Below are 20205 nucleotides of genomic sequence, written 5' to 3'. Positions count from 1 at the left end.
GCACATCGGCGCTCTGCATGAATTTCGAGCCCTTGCCATGAACGCTCCGCACCCCGCTTCCTCGGCGCTTGCTGCCGAACGCCCCACCCTCGCCGCCCTGGAGGCGTGCGACGCCTTCGCGCACCGCCACATCGGCCCGTCGCCGGAAGAGCAAGCGCAGATGCTTGCTGCGCTCGGCTTTGATAGCCGCGCCAAGCTGATCGACGCCGTGATTCCGCCGGCCATCCGCCGCCAGGACGGCATGCCGCTGGGTGAATTCACACAGCCGCTGACCGAAGAGGCGGCGCTGGCCAAGCTGCGCGGCATCGCCGGGCAGAACCGCGTGGTCAAGAGCCTGATCGGCCAGGGTTACTACGGCACGCACACGCCGGGCGTCATCCTGCGCAACATCCTCGAGAACCCCGCCTGGTACACGGCCTACACGCCGTACCAGCCAGAAATCTCGCAGGGCCGCCTGGAGGCGATGCTGAACTTCCAGCAGATGGTGATCGACCTGACCGCGATGGACATCGCCAACGCGTCGATGCTGGACGAAGCGACGGCCGCTGCCGAGGCGATGACGCTGCTGCAGCGCATTGGCAAATCGAAGTCGACCGTGTTCTTTGTGGCGGACGACGTGCTCCCGCAAACGCTGGAAGTCGTGCGCACGCGCGCCGAGCCGATCGGCGTGCAGGTGGTGACCGGCCCGGCAGCCGACGCCGCCAAGCACGACGCGTTCGGCGTGCTGCTGCAATACCCGGGCGCCAACGGTGCGCTGCTGGGCGATCTGGCGACGTACCAGGCGCTGACCGATGCCGTGCACGCTGCCGGCGGCTTGGTCGTTGCGGCTGCCGACCTGCTGGCGCTCACGCTGCTGGCTGCGCCGGGCGAATGGGGTGCCGACGTCGTGATCGGCAACACGCAGCGCTTTGGCGTGCCGTTCGGCTTCGGCGGCCCGCACGCCGGCTACATGGCCGTGCGCGATGCGTTCAAGCGCTCGATGCCCGGTCGCCTGGTCGGCGTGACAATCGACGCGCAGGGCAACCCGGCCTACCGCCTGGCGTTGCAGACGCGCGAGCAGCACATCCGCCGCGAGAAGGCCACCTCGAACATCTGTACCGCACAGGTGCTGCTGGGTGTGATGGCATCGATGTATGCCGTCTACCACGGCCCGCAGGGCCTGAAGCGCATCGCCCAACGCGTGCACCGCCTGACCGCCACGCTGGCCGCCGGCCTGCGCGCGATCGGCTACACGCTGGAAGCCGACGCCTTTTTCGACACGCTGACGGTCGCCACCGGCGCACGTACTGCCAACCTGCACATCGCGGCACAGGCGCACGGCATCAACCTGCGCCAGATCGACGACACACGCCTGGGCATCTCGCTGGACGAGACGGTCACGCGCGCCGATGTGGTCGCGCTGTGGGAAGTCTTCGCGCACGCCGCCCACGCTGCCGCGCCGGACTTCGACCAGACCGAAGCAGCGGTTGCGGACGCGTATCCGGCGTCGCTCGTGCGCCAGAGCGCGTACCTGACGCACCCGGTGTTCAACGCGCACCATTCCGAGCACGAAATGCTGCGCTACCTGCGCAGCCTGGCCGACAAGGACCTCGCGCTCGACCGCACGATGATCCCGCTGGGCTCGTGCACCATGAAGCTCAACGCCACCGCAGAAATGCTGCCGGTGACGTGGCCCGAGTTCTCGAACATCCACCCGTTCGCGCCGGCCGATCAGACCGTCGGCTACCGCGAGATGATCGACCAGCTCGAGCAGATGCTGTGCGCCGCCACCGGCTACGCCGCCGTTAGCCTGCAGCCGAATGCCGGCTCGCAAGGTGAATACGCTGGCCTGCTGATCATCCATGCCTACCACGCCAGCCGTGGCGAAGCGCACCGTAACGTGTGCCTGATCCCGTCGTCGGCGCATGGCACGAACCCCGCGTCGGCACAGATGGCCGGCATGCAGGTCGTTGTCGTGGCGTGCGATGAGCGCGGCAACGTCGATCTGGCTGACCTGGAGAAGAAGGCTGCCGAGCACAGCAAGAACCTCGCGGCAATCATGATCACCTACCCGTCCACGCACGGCGTGTTCGAGGAAGGCGTCAAGCGCGTGTGCGAGATCGTGCACAGCCACGGCGGCCAGGTGTACGTCGACGGCGCCAACATGAACGCCATGGTCGGCACCGCGGCGCCCGGCCACTTCGGCGGCGACGTCTCGCACCTGAACCTGCACAAGACGTTCTGCATTCCGCACGGCGGCGGCGGCCCGGGCGTGGGTCCGGTGGCCGTGGGCGCGCACCTCGCACCGTTCCTGCCCGGCCGCGCGGCCTCGGGTGAAGACGCCAGCCAGAACATCGGCAACGTGTCGGCTGCAGCGTTCGGCTCGGCGTCGATCCTGCCGATCTCCTGGATGTACATCGCGATGATGGGCGCAGCGGGCCTGACCGCCGCTACCGAGACGGCCATCCTGTCGGCCAACTACGTGGCCAAGCGGCTCGCTCCGTATTACCCGGTGCTGTACACGGGCGCGCACGACCTGGTGGCGCACGAGTGCATTCTCGACATCCGTCCGCTGCAGAAGGAATCGGGCATCAGCAACGAAGACATCGCCAAGCGCCTGATGGACTTCGGCTTCCACGCACCGACGATGAGCTTCCCGGTGCCCGGCACGCTGATGATCGAGCCGACCGAGAGCGAACCGAAGGTGGAACTCGACCGCTTCATCGACGCGATGATCGCCATCCGTGGCGAAGTCGACAAGGTGATCTCGGGCGAATTCGACCGCGAAGACAACCCGCTCAAGCATGCACCGCACACCGCAGCCGTGGTGATGGCCGACGATTGGTCGCACAAGTACACGCGCGAGCAGGCCGCCTACCCGGTAGCATCGTTGCGCAAGCAAAAGTACTGGCCGCCGGTCGGCCGCGCCGACAACGTCTACGGCGACCGCAACCTGTTCTGCGCCTGCGTGCCGATGAGCGAGTACGCGCAGGATTGATGCATTCGACGTGACATGAGGCGGCGGCGGTGCATTGCGCTCCGCCGCCGCGTCACATGTAACGTGGCGCAATCTCTGTAACTCGTGCTCACAACCGCTTTTTTCAGCGCGCCTCGCCGTTTATGGTGACGACAGTTCACCTGATCGACGAGACCCCGCTATGCCGATGCTCCAGCCTTCCTCGCTCTTCCGTCTGCTTGCCTGTGCTGCCGCTGTTGCGGTGTGCGGTGCGTGCTCGCCGGTGCAAGCAGGTGCGGCCGTATCGGAATCCGCCGGCGCGCACACCTCGACCGGGTCGGCACGCGAGTGGTGCAGCGTTTCGCCTGCGCAATCCGGTGAGCCTGCTGCTGTAAAGCTGGTCGCCCGCGCCACCCAGCACCTCGTGCAGACGCCGCACCCGTTGCCGCGTCTGCATACCGAAGGCACGCTGCCCCATCAGGGCATCTACGACGAGTCCGTTACGGCCGCGCGGGACTTTCCGGTCATGCGCGACGCAGCAATGGCCTGGCGCCTCACGGGCGACATGCGGTTCGCCGAGCAGGTCGACACCTTTCTGCACGCGTGGGTTGGAACGTATGTACCGAGCTTCAACCCGATCGACGAGACGAAGTTCGATGCGCTGATCCAGGCCTACATGCTCGCGCGCGACGGCCTGACGCCGGGCACGCGCGCAGAGACGCAACGCTTCCTGCACACGCTGGCCGAGGGCTATATCGCCCGCGCCGAGGCTGCGCGCCAGCCGCTGTCCCACACGTGGGTGAACAACTGGCAAAGCCATCGCATCAAGCTGATGGCAATGTCGGCTGCCGCGCTGGGTGACCACGCGTTGCTCGCGCAGGTACATCGCCTGTTCCTGCAACAGCTCGCCAATAACGTGCGCCCGGACGGGTCGGTGGAAGATTTTGAAGACCGCGATGCACTTCACTACGTCGTCTACGACCTCGAGCCGCTGACGATGGCCGCGATTGCCGTGCAGCCTTTCGGCCAGCACTGGCTAAATGAGCGCGCAGCCAACGGCGCCACGCTCGCCGCCGCCGTTGATTGGCTCGTGCCGTATGCCGACGGCAGCCGCACGCACGAGGAATACGTCCACTCACACGTTGCTTTCGACAAGAAGCGAGCCGACGCGGGCCTGCCCGGCTTCTCCGGCATGTGGGAGCCGAAAAGCGCCGGCACGCTGTATTGGCAGGCTGCGCGACTGGACCCGAAATACCGCACGCTGGCCGAGCGGCTCGCCGCTACAGCGCCTGATTGGCTGGCGCTATGCGCAGCCCGCTGAACGGCGAAGCGCTGTACTGACAGCGCGCGCACAACAACCTGGCGCAAGCGGCCACAAGCCGCTTGCACCCTTTAACGCCCCCGGAGCCTCACCCATGGCTGTTTCCGTTTTCGACCTCTTCAAGATCGGCATTGGCCCGTCCAGCTCACACACCGTCGGGCCGATGCGCGCCGCGCTCATGTTCGCCTCCGGCCTGGAAGCTGACGGGCTGATGCCACAAGTCGCCAGCGTGCGCGTCGAGCTGTACGGCTCGCTCGGTGCCACCGGCAAAGGCCACGGCACGGACCGCGGCGTCATCCTCGGCCTGATGGGCGAGGCGCCTGACACCATCGACCCCGACACCATCGATGCCAAGCTGGCGGAGTTGCGTGCATCGCAATCGCTGTCGCTGCTGGGCCGTCACGCGATGCGCTTTACCGAGAAGGAACACATCGCCTTCTACCGCCGCGAAGCGATGGCCGAGCATCCGAACGGCATGAAGTTCCACGCCTTCGACGCCGCCGGCGAGCGTCTGCGCGAGGCGCGTTACCTCTCAGTCGGCGGCGGTTTTGTCGTTACGGCTGGCGCACCGAACACGCAGGTGCTGGCAGCGCATGACCAGTTGCCGCATCCGTTCCGCAGCGGCAAGGAACTGTTGGCGATGTGCGAGTCGACGGGCAAATCCATCGCCCGCCTGATGCTCGAAAACGAGCTGACGTGGCGCACCGAGGCCGAAGTGCGTGCCGGTCTGCTCAACATCTGGCACGTGATGCAAGCGTGCGTGGCGCGCGGCTGCCGTACGGAGGGCGAACTGCCGGGCCCGTTCCACGTGAGGCGCCGTGCCGCCGAGTTGTATTCACGGCTCACGGTGCAGGCCGAACGCACGCTGTCCGACCCGCTGTCAGTCATCGATTGGGTGAACCTGTATGCGATTGCCGTGAACGAAGAGAACGCTGCGGGGGGGCGCGTCGTCACGGCACCGACCAACGGCGCAGCGGGCATCATCCCGGCGGTGATGCATTACTACGACCGCTTCGTGCCCGGCGCGAACGACAGCGGTGTGGTGGATTTCCTGCTCACCGCCGGTGCGATCGGCATGCTCTACAAGATGAATGCATCGATCTCTGGCGCGGAAGTCGGGTGTCAGGGAGAGGTCGGCGTGGCGTGTTCGATGGCAGCGGGCGCGCTCGCTGCGGTGCAGGGCGGCACGCCTGCTCAAGTCGAAAACGCTGCTGAGATTGGCATGGAGCACAACCTGGGGCTGACGTGCGACCCGGTCGGCGGGCTGGTGCAGATTCCGTGCATCGAGCGCAATGCGATGGCGTCTGTGAAGGCGGTGAATGCGGCGCGCATGGCGTTGCGTGGGGATGGCACGCATTATGTTTCGCTCGACTCCGTGATCAAGACGATGCGGGAGACGGGGGCGGATATGAAGACGAAGTACAAGGAGACGGCGCGGGGGGGGTTGGCGGTGAATATTGTGGAGTGCTGATTTTTCTTGTTGGTCCATCCCTGGTTTCATCCCCTGCCGGGGCTGACTCACTTTCTTTGTCTTGCCAAAGAAAGTAAGCAAAGAAAGGCGCGCCCGATGCGGCGAAAGACTCCTTGAATTTATGTCGCAAGGAGGGAGGGGAGGCAAACTCGCTGCGCTCAGACAGCCTCCCCTCTTTTTCCTCCTTGCAACAGAAATTCAAGGCGCCGCATAGGGCAGGGAAAGTCAAAGACAAAAGCCAAACACTCTGGGTGCCAGCTCAGACGACAAGGCCAACCTCGCGATGGGTTGGCCTTTTTCTTTTGACGTTGAGCCCTAGATGGCGCCTTGAATTTTCGTAAGCGGGCGGAAAAAAGACGGGAAACTGTCTGAGCGAAGCGAGTTTTTCCCGTCTCCGCACGGTTACGCAAATTCAAGGAGGCTTTCGCCATCTCGGGCGCGCCTTTCTTTTGCTTACTTTTCTTTGGCAAGACAAAGAAAAGTGAGTCGTGCCCGGCAGGGTACGAAACACAGGTGCACCACAAGCAATAAATCTAGAGCACCCCCCAAAAAAAACCCACAAGCCCCCGCCCCCATCCACTCCTATAATCCGCGCCACAAGAACCCTCTTTGGAGAACCGCAGGATGCAATCCCTCCATCCTCCCAAGCACATTTCGGCAGCGACCCTGCCGGAGCTGACGCTGCGCGGCATGATCCTCGGCGCGATCATCACCGTGATCTTCACCGCTTCAAACGTGTACCTGGGCCTGAAAGTCGGCCTGACGTTCTCATCGGCGATTCCCGCAGCGGTGATTTCCATGGCGGTGCTGCGCATACTCGGCGGCACGAACATCCTTGAGAACAACATGGTGCAGACGCAGGCGTCTGCGGCCGGGACGCTGTCTTCCATCATCTTCATCCTGCCCGGCCTGGTGATGATTGGGCACTGGCAAGGTTTCCCGTTCTGGCAAACGTTTGGGGTCTGCATGGCGGGCGGCATGCTCGGCGTGGTGTTCACGATTCCGCTGCGCCACGCGATGGTGGTGCAGAGCGACCTGCCCTATCCCGAAGGTGTGGCGGCGGCGGAAATCCTGCGCGTGGGCAGTGGCCAAACGTCGGATGGCTCGGACGCTGACGCCGTGCCCGCTGCCACCGGCATGCGCGATCTGGCTGCCGGCGGCATCGTCGCGGCCATCGTGGCGTTTGCAACCAGTGGCCTGCGCGTGCTGGGCGAAGGGGCAAGCTGGTGGTTCGCTGCGGGGGCCGCAGTGGTGCGCTTGCCGCTGGGCTTTTCAACGGCACTGCTGGGCGCGGGCTATCTGATCGGGCTGGTGGCGGGGCTTGCCATGCTGGTGGGCCTGGTGATTGCCTGGGGCATCGCCGTGCCGTATCTGACCTCCATCACGCCAGTGCCGGCGGGCAAGGCGCTCTCAGCGTTTGGCACGGATGTGTGGCGCACGCAGGTGCGTTTTATCGGTGCAGGCGTGATTGCGGTGGCGGCCGTGTGGACGCTGGGCACGCTGATCGGCCCGGTGGTGCACGGCGTGAAGCGCTCGTTCGGCAGCCTGCGCCCGAAGGCCGATGGCGCCCAGCGCACCGAGCAGGACATGGCGCCGCGCTGGATTCTGCTGGTCACGCTGGCCATGGTCGTGGTGCTGGTAATCACGTTTGCCGCGTTCCTGGCGCCGACCATGCTATCGGCCGGCTCGCGCTGGACGTTGATCACCTACGCGGTGATCTTTGCGGTGGTGTTCGGCTTTCTGGTGGCGGCGGCGTGCGGCTACATGGCCGGGCTGATCGGTTCGTCGTCGAGCCCGATTTCGGGCATTGGCATCATCGCCATCACCTTGGTGTCGCTGCTGCTGTTGGCCATCGGGGCGGACAACGGCATCGTGGGTTCGCCGGAAGCAAGCAAGCTGGGCATTGCGCTGGCCATCTTCACAACCTCGGCCGTGGTGGCCGTAGCGACCATCTCCAATGACAACCTGCAGGATCTGAAGACCGGCTGGCTGGTGGGTGCCACGCCGTGGCGCCAGCAGGTGGCGCTGTTGATCGGGTGCGTCGCGGGTGCTGCGGTCATCTCGCCGGTGCTGGAGCTGCTGTACAACGCGTATGGCTTTCCGGGCGCGCTGCCGCGTGCCGGCATGGACGCGGCGCAGGCGCTCTCAGCCCCGCAGGCTACGCTCATGACGGCCATTGCCACCGGCATCTTCACGCACCAGCTGGAATGGAACATGGTGATTGCAGGCATCGTCATCGGCATGCTGCTGATCGCCGTCGACTGGGCGCTCAAGCAGCGTGGCGGCGTCGCCCGGCTGCCGGTGCTGGCAGTAGGTATCGGCATCTACCTGCCACCGACGATCAGCACGGTGCTGGTAACGGGTGCGGTGCTGGCGTGGGTCATCGAGAAGATTCTTGCCAAGCGTGCGCAGGCGGCCGGTGTGCCGTACGCGCGCTATGCCGAGGTGCCGAACCGCCATGGCGTGCTGCTGGCGTCGGGCCTGATCGTGGGTGAAAGCCTGGTGGGCGTGCTGATGGCGGCCGTCATCGGGGCCACGGGCAAGGATGCGCCGCTGGCGATCGTGGGCGGGTCGTTTGAAGGCACGGCGCAATGGCTTGGGCTGATCGTGTTCGCCTTGGTATGCTGGGCCTTCGCGCGCCGCGTTCTGGCGGTGCGTCCGACCCATTGAGCCCATCACGCATCATGCTGCTCCGCGACGCAACGCAGGCCGATCTGCCGGCCATCCTCGCCATCTACAACGACGTGATCGCCACCTCCAACGCGATCTACACCGAAACGCCGGTCACGCTGGAAGACCGCACCGCGTGGCTGGCGTTGCGTGCCACGCAGGGGTATCCGGTGCTGGTGGCCGATGATGGCGGGCAAGTCGCGGGCGTTGCATCGTTTGGGGATTTCCGGCCGTACCCGGGCTTTCGCACCACCGTCGAGCACTCGGTGCATATTCATCGCGACTGGCGCGGCAAGGGCTTGGGCAGCCTGCTGGTCGAAGCGCTGTGCGAGCGTGCCGCTGCCCTGGGCAAACACCTGATGGTGGGCGCCATCGACGGCGCCAATGCAGGGTCGATCCGCCTGCACGAAAAGTTGGGCTTCAAAGAAGTCGGCCGCATGCCCGAGGCTGCCATCAAGCACGGCCAGTGGCTCGACCTCGTCTTCATGCAGCGCTGGCTGGAAGCGCCGGGAACGGTCCGCAACGACTGACCGTTCTTCGAGGCGTCAGGCGGGCTGCGTTGCCGCCTGCTGCGTCCACCGCCCGCAACCGCGTCGCACGGTCTCGTGCAGGTTGCGGGTTTCACGTTGCGCCGCGCGGATCCACTCGGCATCCGCATCGCGCGCTTCCACCACTTCCCGCACCATATCGAGCGCGCCTTCGGACGACAGCGCTTCGGCATGAGCCGACAGCACCTTGCTCGTCTCCAGGATGTGATCGGCCAGCGCGCCTCGGTTGCCCGTGGCCGGGTCGACGTATTCGCCGGCCAGCCCAAAGCGGCATGCCTGGAAGCGGTTGAAGGTGTAGACGAGGTAATCGTCTTCCACTGGCATGAACGGGCGATCGAGCAGCAGCCAGCGGCCAAGCGCCTGGATATAGGCAGCGATGGCGGCGGCGCGTTCAACAGTCAGCGGGGTGTCCATCACGCGCACTTCGATCGTGCCGAATTCGGGCTTGGGGCGGATGTCCCAGTAGAAGTCCTTCATGCTTTCGATCACGCCCGTGGCGTGCATCTTGTCGAAGTACGCGATGAAGGCATCCCATGTAAGCACAAACGGCGCGCGGCCCGACATCGGGAAGGCGCTGACGGAGTTCATGCGCGCGGAAGCAAACCCCGTATCCACGCCCTGTACGAACGGCGACGACGCGGCCAGCGCAATGAAGTGCGGCACGTAGCGCGACATGGCGTGCAGCAGGTACAGCGCATCGTCCGGATTCGGGCAGCCGATATGCACGTGCTGCCCGAACACGGTGAACTGCTTGGCGAGGTAACCGTACAGATCCGAGATGTACTGATAGCGCGGCGATTGCGAAATCTGGCGCTGGCTCCACTGCTGGAACGGGTGCGTGCCGCCGCCGCAGATGCCGATGTTCAGCGCCGTGGCGGCGTCGGCCATGCGGTCGCGCATCTCGCGCAATTGCCAGAGTGCTTCATCGTGGCTGTGGCAGATGCCGGTGGAGATCTCGATCATCGAATCGGTGATCTCCGGTTTGATGTCGCCGGGGTATTCCTTGCCCTTGAGCATGCGCAGCAGGTCGGGCGACGCCGAAGCGAGGTCGTAGTCATGGCGATTGACGAGCTGCAGTTCCAGCTCGACGCCAAACGTCAGGGCTTCGGATTTCGAGAACGGTTCGAGGGACATGGGGCTCAGTGCCTCCCTTCGTCTTGTCGCACCTCACCTGCCCAGCGCAGCGAACGCGCGGTCAGGATCGGCGCGGCAATCTGTTGGATCGCCAGCGTGCACAGGATGATGGCCGCAAGCGGCCCGCCGGTTTGTGGATACAGTGCCGCCGTATCGTGCATCAGCAACCATGACAGTCCTGACATGGGCCCAAGCGCCAGGCCCAGGGCGATGCTCTGCCGCATCGACAGGCCCGAGAACGAGCCCAGCGCCGTCGTGGCTGCCAGTTTGGCGATGAAGCGCGACAGCACCAGCGCCACCGCCGCCACACCACCAATCACCCAGTCCGACGCCTTGAGCGGCAAGCCGAGCGACACGATCATCACCACAATCAAGATGCTGCCCGCGCTGCCGAAATGCGATGGCCACACGCGGGGGTGATCGTCCTGGTGCTTGAACACCACGCCTGCCAGCAGCAATGTGAGCGGCACCGACAGCTTGAGCAGCTTGGCCATCGCCAGCGCAAACAGCACCAGGCCGACCAGCACCAGGAATGCGTAATGATCGTCACCCGCCATGCGGTGATACAGCGCATGGCCCACTTTGCCGACCACCCAGGCAAGAAGCACGGAGCCTGCCAGCAGGTACAGCGGATGGAGCAGCGCCGCCGCCCAGTGGCCGTATTCGCTGTGCAGCCAGCCGGCGGTGAGCGGCACCAGCACGCTGGCGTAGATGCTGTTGAGCGCGCCCAGCGAGAGCAACCGCTCCGTCACCTGGCCTTCGGCACGTAGTTCGTTCTTCAGTTGCAGCAGTACCGTGGGGGACGTGGCCACCGCGATGGCGCCTGCGGCCACCGCCACCGGCGTCGCCACGCCAAACAGCTGCAGCACCCAGGTGACCAGGCCCCAGGTCAGCAGGCTCTCGAAGCCACTGGTGAGCAAGAGCCAACGATTGGCTCGCAGCCACTCGAACGACAGCCGGTGCCCTAGTTCGAACAGCGCCAACGCCAGCGCCATCTCGATCAGGATGTGGGTCTGGTCGAGCATGTCGGCGTCGATGAGCGGGCGGCCAAGCACACCCGCCACCAGCCCCGCCGCCGCATAGCCGACGATGCGGGGCAGCTTCAGCGCCGCACGCGCAAACTCGCCGCACAGCGCCGCGCCGACCAGCGCCAGCCCGATCCAGAAGAGACCGCCAGGTGCGGGCGGCCACGAAGGGAAGAGATCGTGAAGTCCTGTCATGGGCGACATGGTACCCGAAGCACCCACTTGGGAAAGTCAGCCAAGCACTGACACGCGTTAGACCCTCGTTACACGATATTTAATAATAGATCGATGACGTTCGACGCAGAAAGCGACAACTCTGCGTTTGGAGCCTTGAGCCGCCGGCAAAGAAAAACCGCCCCGGAGGGCGGTTTCCATACTGCGAATGGCTGAGAGCCGGTCGGATTACTTGCCGCCGACGCTCTCCAGCGGCGTCCACTTGCCGCCGGTGACCTTGTAGACGGTGATACCGCCATCCTTGAGGTCGCCCTTCTCGTCATAGGCGTAGTGCTTGGCGGTCACGCCTTGCATGTTGGTCGCGGCCAGGATCGGCAGGTACTTGCTCGGATCCGACGAGCCGGCCTTCACCATGGCTTGCATCAGGGCCATTGCGCCGTCGTAAGCGTACGGGGAGTACGTCTGCACCGGCGTGCCGAAGCGCTTCTCGTAGCGGGCCTTGTAGCCAGCGCCGCCCGGCATTTGTTCCAGCGGCAGACCGGCCAGCGAGCACACCACGCCTTCGGCCGATTGCGCGCCAGCCAGCTTGATGAAGTCGTCGGTCTTGGACATTTCGCCCGACATCAGCGTGGACTTCATGCCCAGTTCGCGCATCTGCTTGACCAGCGGAGCCGATTGGCCTTCCGCGCCGCCGTAGAACACGGCGTCAGGCTTCTTGGCCTTGATCTGCGTGAGGATCGACTTGAAGTCGCTGGCCTTGTCGTTGGTGAACTCGCGACGCACGATGGTGGCGCCGGCAGCCTTGGCGGCCTTCTCGAACTCGTCTGCCAGACCTTGGCCGTAAGCCGTGCGGTCATCAACGATGGCGATGTTCTTGTAGCCCAGCTTCTTGACGGCGTACGTGCCGACCACCGAACCCTGCTGGGTGTCGGAGGTCATCATGCGGAACGTCGTCTTGTAGCCTTGCTTCGTGTATTCCGGTGCCGTTGCCATCGCGATTTCTGCGATGCCTGCGTTGTTGTAGATGCGCGAGGCCGGGATGGTCGTACCCGAGTTGAAGTGGCCCAGCATGCCCTTGATGCCGCTGTCCACCAGCTTCTGTGCGACGGTGGTGCCGGTCTTCGGGTCAGCCTGGTCGTCTTCCGAGATCAGCTGGAACTTGACTTCCTTGCCTGCAATCTTCGGATGCGTGGCGTTGAATTCCTCGACCGCCAGCGTCAGGCCGTTCTGCATGTCCTTGCCGTACTGGGCTTGAGGACCGGTCATCGGGCCGGCATAGCCCAGCTTGATGACTTCCTGGGCCGATGCCGCGCTGCCAAGCGCGCACAGTGCTGCCGCCAGACACAGTTGCTTCAATTTCATTTGTGCGTCTCCTAGTTCAAACGCAATTTGGATCAATAGCGCGACGGGATCACCGTCGCCCTCCTCCCGCTTCGCGCTCCACCCACACCCGTCGTGCGGATGGCGCTGCGAATCCTGCTCGTGCTCCCCGTCAGCCGATGGTCATCAGGCTGGCGTTGCCACCCGCTGCGGCCGTATTGACCGACAGCGAACGCTCGATCAGCAGGCGCTCCAGCGCCAGCCCTTCCCCGCCATGCGGCAGGCCTTGCACGCCCACGATAGGGCCGGCACGTCGTGCCAGTCCTTCGCAAATGGCGCGCAGATGGTCCGAATCGCCGTGGTGCAGCACCGCATCAAAAGCCGCTTCGTCGGTCGACCCGACCACGCGGACGCGCGATTGTACTGCCGCCGGCAAGCCCCGAAGTACCGCTTCGATGGCAGGGTTTTCCTGCACAACCGCCACGCTGCCCACGGCCAGCACAGCCGCCAGTTGGCGCAGCCAATCGGCCGGATCTGCCGCCACGCACAGCACCGCTTCGCGCGGCAGCAGCGTGTAGGTGTTGCGCTCGCCCGTCGGGCCCGGCAACGTAGCCGTGGCGCCCGTGGCTGACGCCGCAGCCAGGCGTTCGCACAGCGAAGCCAGCTCAGGCGCCTGCTTGCGTGCCCAGTCCGCCAGCGCATCGAACGGCGCCAGCAGCGCGCGGCGCGCATCGGTGTCGATTTCCGTGCCGGCACCCGCGGTCAGTTGCAGCGCGGTGCGCATGCCGTCCTGCGGGCACGTCGACAGCAAGCGCAGCAGATACAGCGGCCCGCCGGCCTTCGGGCCCGTGCCCGACAGGCCTTCGCCGCCGAACGGCTGCACGCCCACCACGGCACCGACGATATTGCGGTTCACATACAGGTTGCCGACATGCGCCCGGTCCACCACGTGCGCGATGGTCTCGTCGATACGCGTATGGATGCCCAGCGTCAGGCCGTAGCCCGTGCCATTGATCTGCTCGATCAGCTTGGTCAGGCCGGCGCTATCCGTATCCTTGGCCGTGCGCTTCCAGCGCACCACGTGCAGCACGGGACCGAAGATCTCGCGCGTCAGGTCCGACAGGCTGTCGAGTTCGATGATGGTCGGGGGCACGAACGTACCGTGCGCGCACGCGGCCGGCACCGGCGCCTGATGCACGCGGCGGCCCTTGGCCCGCATCGCTTCGATATGGCCGACGATGTTGTCGCGCGCTTCGGCGTCGATCACCGGGCCCACATCCGTGGCGAGGCGATCCGGATTGCCCATCGCCAATTCAGCCATGCCGCCCTTGAGCATCGCGAGCACGCGATCGGCGACATCATCCTGCAGGCACAGCACGCGCAGCGCCGAGCACCGCTGGCCTGCCGAATCAAACGCAGACGACAGCACATCCGCCACCACCTGTTCTGCCAGCGCGGAAGAATCCACGATCATCGCGTTCTGTCCGCCGGTTTCGGCAATCAGGGGGATCGGCGCGCCGTTGGCATCCAGGCGGCCGGCCAGCGTGCGCTGCAGAATGCGCGCGACTTCGGTCGAGCCGGTAAACATCACGCCCTTGGTGCGCATGTCCTTCACAAGCGCCGCGCCGACGGTCTCGCCACGGCCCGGCAGCAGTTGCACGGCGCCAGCCGGCACGCCGGCTTCGCGCAGGATGCGCACGGCCTGAGCGGCGATCAGCGGGGTCTGTTCGGCAGGCTTGGCCAGCACCGGGTTGCCCGCGGCCAGCGCTGCGCTCACCTGGCCGGTGAAGATCGCCAGCGGGAAGTTCCACGGGCTGATGCAGACCACGGGGCCCAGCGGACGATGCGTGTCGTTGGAGAACCCGCCGCGCACCTGCGCTGCGTAATAGCGGAGGAAATCGACGGCTTCGCGCACTTCCGCAATGGCGTTGGACAGCGTCTTGCCCGCCTCGCGGATGATCAGCCCCATCAGGTGCTGCATCTCGCCTTCCATGAGGTCTGCTGCGCGATCGAGCAACGCGGCGCGCGCCTCGGGCGGCGTGGCTTGCCAGATCGGGGCGGCAGCGGCGGCGGCCGACAACGCTGCATCGACGTCGGCTTCGGTGGCCTCGGTCACGTGGCCGACCACGTCGCGCAGGTCCGACGGATTGCGCACCGGTTGCGGCCGGGTTTCCGAAATGCGTCCCGTGTAAGGCGCATCGCCGATGGTCGGCTCGGCATTCCAGACCGTGCTCGTGCCCGCAAGAAGGGCGGACGACAACGACGCCAGGCGCTGCTCGTTCGCCAGATCAATGCCTGACGAGTTGGCACGCACATCGCCGTAGAGGTGGCGCGGCAGCGGAATCTTCGGATGCGGCAGGCCGAGCGTCCCTTCATCGGCGTGCATCTTTTCCACCACCGCCACCGGATCGGCGACGAGGTCGTCCAGCGGAATCGACTCATCCGCAATGCGGTTCACGAACGAGGTGTTGGCGCCGTTTTCCAGCAGGCGGCGCACCAGATAGGCCAGCAGCGTTTCATGCGTGCCGACCGGCGCGTAGATGCGGCACGGGCGGTTCAGCTTGCCTGGCTTGTTGCCGACCACCTGCTCGTACAGCGGCTCACCCATGCCATGCAGGCATTGGAATTCGTACTGACCGGGGTAATAGTTCTGACCGGCCATGTGATAGATGGCCGCCAGTGTGTGCGCGTTGTGCGTGGCGAACTGCGGGAAGATCGCTTCCGGCGCGGCCAGCAGCTTGCGGGCGCAGGCCAGGTACGACACGTCGGTGTAGACCTTGCGCGTGTAGACCGGGTAGCCCTCCAGGCCGTCGACCTGCGCGCGCTTGACCTCGCTGTCCCAGTACGCGCCCTTCACCAGGCGGATCATCAGGCGGTGCTTGCTGCGGCGGGCCAGGTCGATGATGTAGTCCAGCACGAACGGGCAGCGCTTCTGATAGCCCTGCACCACGAAGCCGATGCCGTTCCAGCCAGCCAGCTCGGGCGCAAAGCACAGGCGCTCCAGCAGATCGAGCGACAGTTCCAGGCGGTCGGCTTCTTCGGCATCGATGTTGATGCCGATGTCGTATTCACGCGCCAGCATCGCCAGCGCCTTCACACGCGGATACAGCTCGTTGATCGTGCGGTCGTACTGCGCGCGCGAGTAGCGCGGATGCAGCGCCGACAGCTTGATCGAAATGCCCGGCCCTTCGTAGATGCCGCGCCCGCCCGACGCCTGGCCGATCGCGCGGATGGCCTGCTCGTACGACGCGAGGTAGCGCTGCGCGTCTTCCTCCGTCATCGCGGCCTCGCCGAGCATGTCGTAGGAGTAGCGGAAGCCTTCGGCCTCGAACTTGCGCGCGTTGGCCAGCGCTTCGGAAATGGTTTCGCCGGTGACGAACTGCTCGCCCATCAGGCGCATCGCCATGTCCACGCCCTTGCGGATCAGCGGCTCGCCGCTCTTGCCGATGATGCGCGTGAGCGCCTTCGACAGCCCCGCTTCGTTATGCGTGGCGACCAGCTTGCCCGTGAGCAGCAGGCCCCAGGTGGCGGCATTCACAAACAGCGACGGGCTCTGGCCGACATGCGAATACCAGTTGCCGTTGCTGATCTTGTCGCGGATCAATGCGTCGCGCGTGGCCTTGTCGGGAATGCGCAGCAGCGCCTCGGCCAGGCACATCAGCGCCACGCCTTCCTGGCTCGACAAGGAGAATTCCTGGATCAGGCCCTGCACCAACCCTTCGCGGCCAGTGCCGACCTTTTGCGTGCGCAGCTTGCCGGCCAGATCGCGGGCCAGCTGCTTGGCTTCCGAGGCGAGCGCGCCCGGCAGACGGGCCTGCTCCAGCAACATCGGAATCGCTTCGGTTTCCGGTCGGCGGTAGGCGGCCGTGATGGCAGCGCGCAGCACCGACTGCGGTTGCACGCTCTGCGCGAATTCGAGGAACGGTTGCACCGCGGGCTCATCACCCTCGTGCACGTCGGAGACGGCTGCGGCGGCGGACGGGAGGCCATCCGCCGCCGGGCCGTTTGCATCAGTTGGCAGCTGCCCCCGCTCCACTTGGTCCAGATACGTGAAGATCGCCTGCTTGATCAGCCAGTGCGGCGTGCGGTCAATGGACTGCGCAACGCGCTTGAGGCGTTCACGCGAAGCATCGTCCAGCTTGACCCCGAGGGTGGTTGTAGCCATGTGGGTTCCTATCCAGAGCTGCCATTGCCTAGCTTGTGGCCGGCAAATTGGGCGGATCATACGCCTGGCGATCTTGAAGGTGCAACCTAGTGAAACCCCTTGGTTCGAAATGGGTAGATTGGGTGCAACCGCAGGCGGTGTTGGGGGCTCTTTTTTAGGTGGGCTTGGTTTTTTTGTTGGTGGTGCATCCCTTGTTTCATCCCCTGCCGGGGCTGACCCACTTTCTTTGGTCTTGCCCAAAGAAAGTAAGCAAAGAAATGCGCGCCTGAGATGGCGAAAGATTCCTTGAATTTATGTCGCAGGGAGGGGAAGGGAAAAACTCGCTGCGCTCAAACAGTTTCCCTTCCTTTTTCCTCCCTGCAACAGAAATTCAAGGCGCCATCTAAGGCAGGAAAGTCAAAGGCCAAACCATCTCAGCGCCAGCCCAAACGACAAAGGCCAACCGCGCGATTGGGTTGGCCTTTTTCTTTTGACGTTGAGCCCTTGATGGCGCCTTGGATTTTTGTTGCGGGGAGGATTAAGGAAGGAGCCTTGTCTGAGCGCAGCGAGTTTGGCTCCTTCCCCTCCCCGCGACACAAATCCAAGGAGGCTTTCGCCATCTCGGGCGCGCCTTTCTTTTGCTTACTTTTCTTTGGCAAGACAAAGAAAAGTGAGTCGGTCCCGGCAGGGAACGAAAGGGGTGTGGACCACCAAGCCTCAAATCCTCAAAGGATCAATCTCCAACTGCCACCGCACCCCCTTCACAGTCTTGCCGATCCCAGCAAACCCCTCGGTCCAGGCAGACAAGAACTTCTGCAAAGCCGCCCGAGAAGCCGACTCCACCAGCAACTGCGCGCGCTCGCGGTTGGCCAACCGCACCATCGTCATGGGCACCGGATCATGCAAAAACACCGGCGCACCCAATTCGGCCGCCAAGGCTTCACCCGCAGAACGCGCAGCGCCCAAAAATTCAAGCGCCCGCGCCACTTCCTTGTGCTCTGCGGTGAGCAGCGCCTGATAGGCAAACGGCGGCAGCCCGGCTTGCTTGCGTTCCCGCAGCAACTGGCGCGCAAAACCGCCGTAGTCGTGCCGAACCAGCGCCTGCAGCGCGGGGGCATCCGGATACCGCGTCTGAATCAGCACCTCCCCAGCCAGCCCGGCCCGGCCCGCGCGGCCCGCCACCTGCATCAGCGAGGCAAAGAGATGCTCCCCCGCACGAAAGTCGTGCGAGAACAGTGAGGAGTCGGGTGCGACCACGCCCACCAGCGTCACCCGCTGGAAGTCATGCCCCTTGGCGACCATCTGCGTGCCGATCAGGATGTCGACGCTGCCTTCGTGCACGGTGTCGAACAGCGCTTCGGCGCTGCCCTTGCGGCGGGTGGAATCGGCGTCGATGCGGGCGACGCGGGCCTGCGGAAACAGCTCGCCGAGCGTCTCTTCGATGCGCTGTGTGCCGCGCCCAAGCGGAGCGATGTCGACGTTGCCGCAGTCGGGGCAGTGATGCGGGATGCGGGATTCGTACCCGCAGTGGTGGCAGCGCAGTCGCCGCTCGGGCTTGTGCAGCACGAGGTACGCCGAGCAACGTGGGCAGCCCGACAACCAGCCGCACGCGTCACACGAAAGCACGGGCGCGTAGCCGCGGCGGTTGAGGAACAGCAGGCTCTGTTCGCCGCGCGCCAGGCGATCGGCAATCGCATCGACGAGCGGTTTAGACAGCCCATCGCGAATCTCACGCCCGGCGCGGCGCTCCAGATTCAAGTCGACGAGCGATACGCGCGGCAGCACCGCTTCAGCCTGCGCGCGTTGCGAGAGCGTCAGACGCGTGGTGGGGGTCTGTTCTGCGCGCCACCAGGTTTCCAGTGACGGCGTGGCCGAGCCCAGCACGACGGGGATGTTGCGCTGCTTGGCGCGCCACAGCGCCAGATCGCGTGCGGAATAGCGCAGCCCCTCCTGCTGCTTGTACGACGTGTCGTGCTCTTCGTCGACGAGGATGAGCGCGAGGTTAGGCAGCGACGCCAGCATCGCCAGCCGCGTGCCGAGGACGATGCGGGCCTCGCCGCGATGGGCGGCCAGCCAGTTCAACGCACGCGGCTGTTCGGCCAGGCCGCTGTGCAGCGCGGCCATGGGCACGCCGGGGAAACGTGCGGCGATACGCGCTTCCAGTTGCGGTGTCAGGTTGATCTCGGGCACCAGCATCAGCACCTGTGCGGCCGGGTCCCGCGCCAGGGCGTCGGCGATGGCGTGCAGGTAAACCTCGGTCTTGCCGCTGCCGGTGACGCCGTACAGCAGGAACGGGCTGAATGTGCCCGCCGTGCCAGCTTGGGCAATGGCCGCCACGGCGGTCGCCTGCTCATCGTTCAGGGCGGGCGCGACGGAAGGCGCGGGCAATTCGAGCGGTTGCGGCAACAGCGCTTTCGGCCGCAGTTCTGCGCGCAGCCAGCCGACGGCCGTCCAATCCCGCAGCTTAGCGACGGCTTGCCCGTGCAGTTCGACGGCAGCGCTGGCGGACAGCTCGCCATCGCCGGTCAGCGCTTCAGCTAGGCGCATGGCGCCGGACGCACGTTTCGGAATGCTGTCCAGCAACGCGGCCCGGGCCGGTTCGAACATTACGTAGACGGTTTCGTTGGCCTGGCGCGCGAGGTTGTCCCAGCTGGCCGGCGTGCGCCAGAGCGGCGGTAGTGCGGGCAACGTCACTTCGCCCAGCGCGCGGTGGTAGTAACCGGCAGCAAACTCGGCCAAAGCTCGCCATTCGACATTGAGCGGCGGCACCCAGTCGAGCACCCGCTCGACATCGCGCAGCTTCTCTTGGGGCACATCGGTGGTCGCGGCGGTGTCGATGACCAACGCCACCACACGGCGGTTGCCAAACGGTACGACGACAAGTTGCCCGGGAAGCACAGGCGGCCCGCACCGGTAATCGAACACCGCATCGAGCGGCGTATCAATCACTACCCGCGCGATGGCGGCCGACGCCTTGGCATCAGAGAACGCAGCGTCGACTTGGGCGGTGGTCATGCAAAGCGCAAACGGTTGAATTGCAAAGGGATTGTTGCGATGCAGCGGCGAATCCTGCACCTGGGAAATGCGTCTTGCCCATCTCACCTTGCCTTCACAGCCATTGTCGTGGCCGGCTCAATGTTCAAGTATTACTTGAGGTTTGCGCCCTGGCGCCCTGATCGGCGACCGTTTTCCGGGCTATCCACACAGCCTGTGGATAACTTTGTTGAAAAGTCGCCTGCCGCGCCTGCGAAGGCCAATGGATTCACCGTTTTTCTAGCTTGCACGATTTACGCGCACGCGGCTTTCTCTTAGAAAAATCAAACACTTATGCGTTGGATGCACAACGCTTCCCCTGTTGCGTCGCGGAAAGAACCAGCCGCGACAGCTTTGTGCATAAGTCAAGTCTTGACAGGCGGCTTACGCACCAGAAAGCGCGAAATAAATCGCTTGACACCCCTTTCGG

The 20205-nt window shown here is 65.0% G+C and carries 10 protein-coding genes; 5 read left to right on the top strand and 5 right to left on the bottom strand.

Annotation, left to right across the window (positions count from 1 at the left end; all coding sequences use genetic code 11):
• Positions 1-37: 37 nt before the first annotated feature.
• The 5 genes from gcvP (at position 38) to M1D44_RS15695 (ending at position 8927) form a co-directional block, all read left to right on the top strand.
• Complete coding sequence (gene gcvP / locus M1D44_RS15715; protein WP_024977261.1) at positions 38-2977, top strand: aminomethyl-transferring glycine dehydrogenase; 2940 nt, start codon at positions 38-40, stop codon at positions 2975-2977.
• 160 nt (positions 2978-3137) lie between these two features.
• On the top strand, positions 3138-4256 hold the full coding sequence (locus M1D44_RS15710) for an alginate lyase family protein (RefSeq protein WP_316853960.1): 1119 nt from the start codon (positions 3138-3140) through the stop codon (positions 4254-4256).
• 94 nt (positions 4257-4350) lie between these two features.
• Positions 4351-5727, top strand: a complete 1377-nt coding sequence (locus M1D44_RS15705; protein WP_024977259.1) for an L-serine ammonia-lyase — start codon at positions 4351-4353, stop codon at positions 5725-5727.
• 624 nt (positions 5728-6351) lie between these two features.
• Entirely contained in the window at positions 6352-8397 is a 2046-nt protein-coding gene (locus M1D44_RS15700) for an OPT family oligopeptide transporter (protein WP_316853019.1), read from the top strand.
• A 14-nt stretch (positions 8398-8411) separates the two neighbouring features.
• Entirely contained in the window at positions 8412-8927 is a 516-nt protein-coding gene (locus M1D44_RS15695; protein ID WP_024977257.1) for a GNAT family N-acetyltransferase, read from the top strand.
• Between the two features lie 15 nt (positions 8928-8942).
• On the opposite strand, the gene M1D44_RS15690 is transcribed toward M1D44_RS15695, so the two are convergent.
• The 5 genes from M1D44_RS15690 to M1D44_RS15670 all read right to left on the bottom strand — a co-directional run bounded on the left by M1D44_RS15690 (position 8943) and on the right by M1D44_RS15670 (position 19757).
• Positions 8943-10079 (bottom strand): YbdK family carboxylate-amine ligase, encoded by a 1137-nt coding sequence (locus M1D44_RS15690; protein ID WP_024977256.1) that lies wholly within the window; start codon positions 10077-10079, stop codon positions 8943-8945.
• A gap of 5 nt (positions 10080-10084) precedes the next feature.
• Positions 10085-11308 carry a cation:proton antiporter gene (locus M1D44_RS15685; RefSeq protein WP_024977255.1) on the bottom strand — a complete coding sequence of 408 codons (1224 nt, stop codon included), beginning with the start codon at positions 11306-11308 and terminating at the stop codon, positions 10085-10087.
• 198 nt (positions 11309-11506) lie between these two features.
• The gene (locus M1D44_RS15680) at positions 11507-12640 is read right to left on the bottom strand and encodes a branched-chain amino acid ABC transporter substrate-binding protein (protein WP_112186559.1); all 1134 of its coding nucleotides are present in this window, start codon (positions 12638-12640) and stop codon (positions 11507-11509) included.
• Positions 12641-12770: 130 nt separating this feature from the next.
• The gene (gene putA / locus M1D44_RS15675) at positions 12771-16763 is read right to left on the bottom strand and encodes a trifunctional transcriptional regulator/proline dehydrogenase/L-glutamate gamma-semialdehyde dehydrogenase (RefSeq protein ID WP_024977253.1); all 3993 of its coding nucleotides are present in this window, start codon (positions 16761-16763) and stop codon (positions 12771-12773) included.
• A 696-nt stretch (positions 16764-17459) separates the two neighbouring features.
• On the bottom strand, positions 17460-19757 hold the full coding sequence (locus M1D44_RS15670) for a primosomal protein N' (RefSeq protein WP_316853018.1): 2298 nt from the start codon (positions 19755-19757) through the stop codon (positions 17460-17462).
• Between the last annotated feature and the right edge of the window lie 448 nt (positions 19758-20205).

This window comes from Ralstonia sp. SA306 (assembly GCF_054792405.1).
Note: the sequence above shows the minus strand (reverse complement) of the source record. Positions and strands in the feature narration are given on the sequence as shown.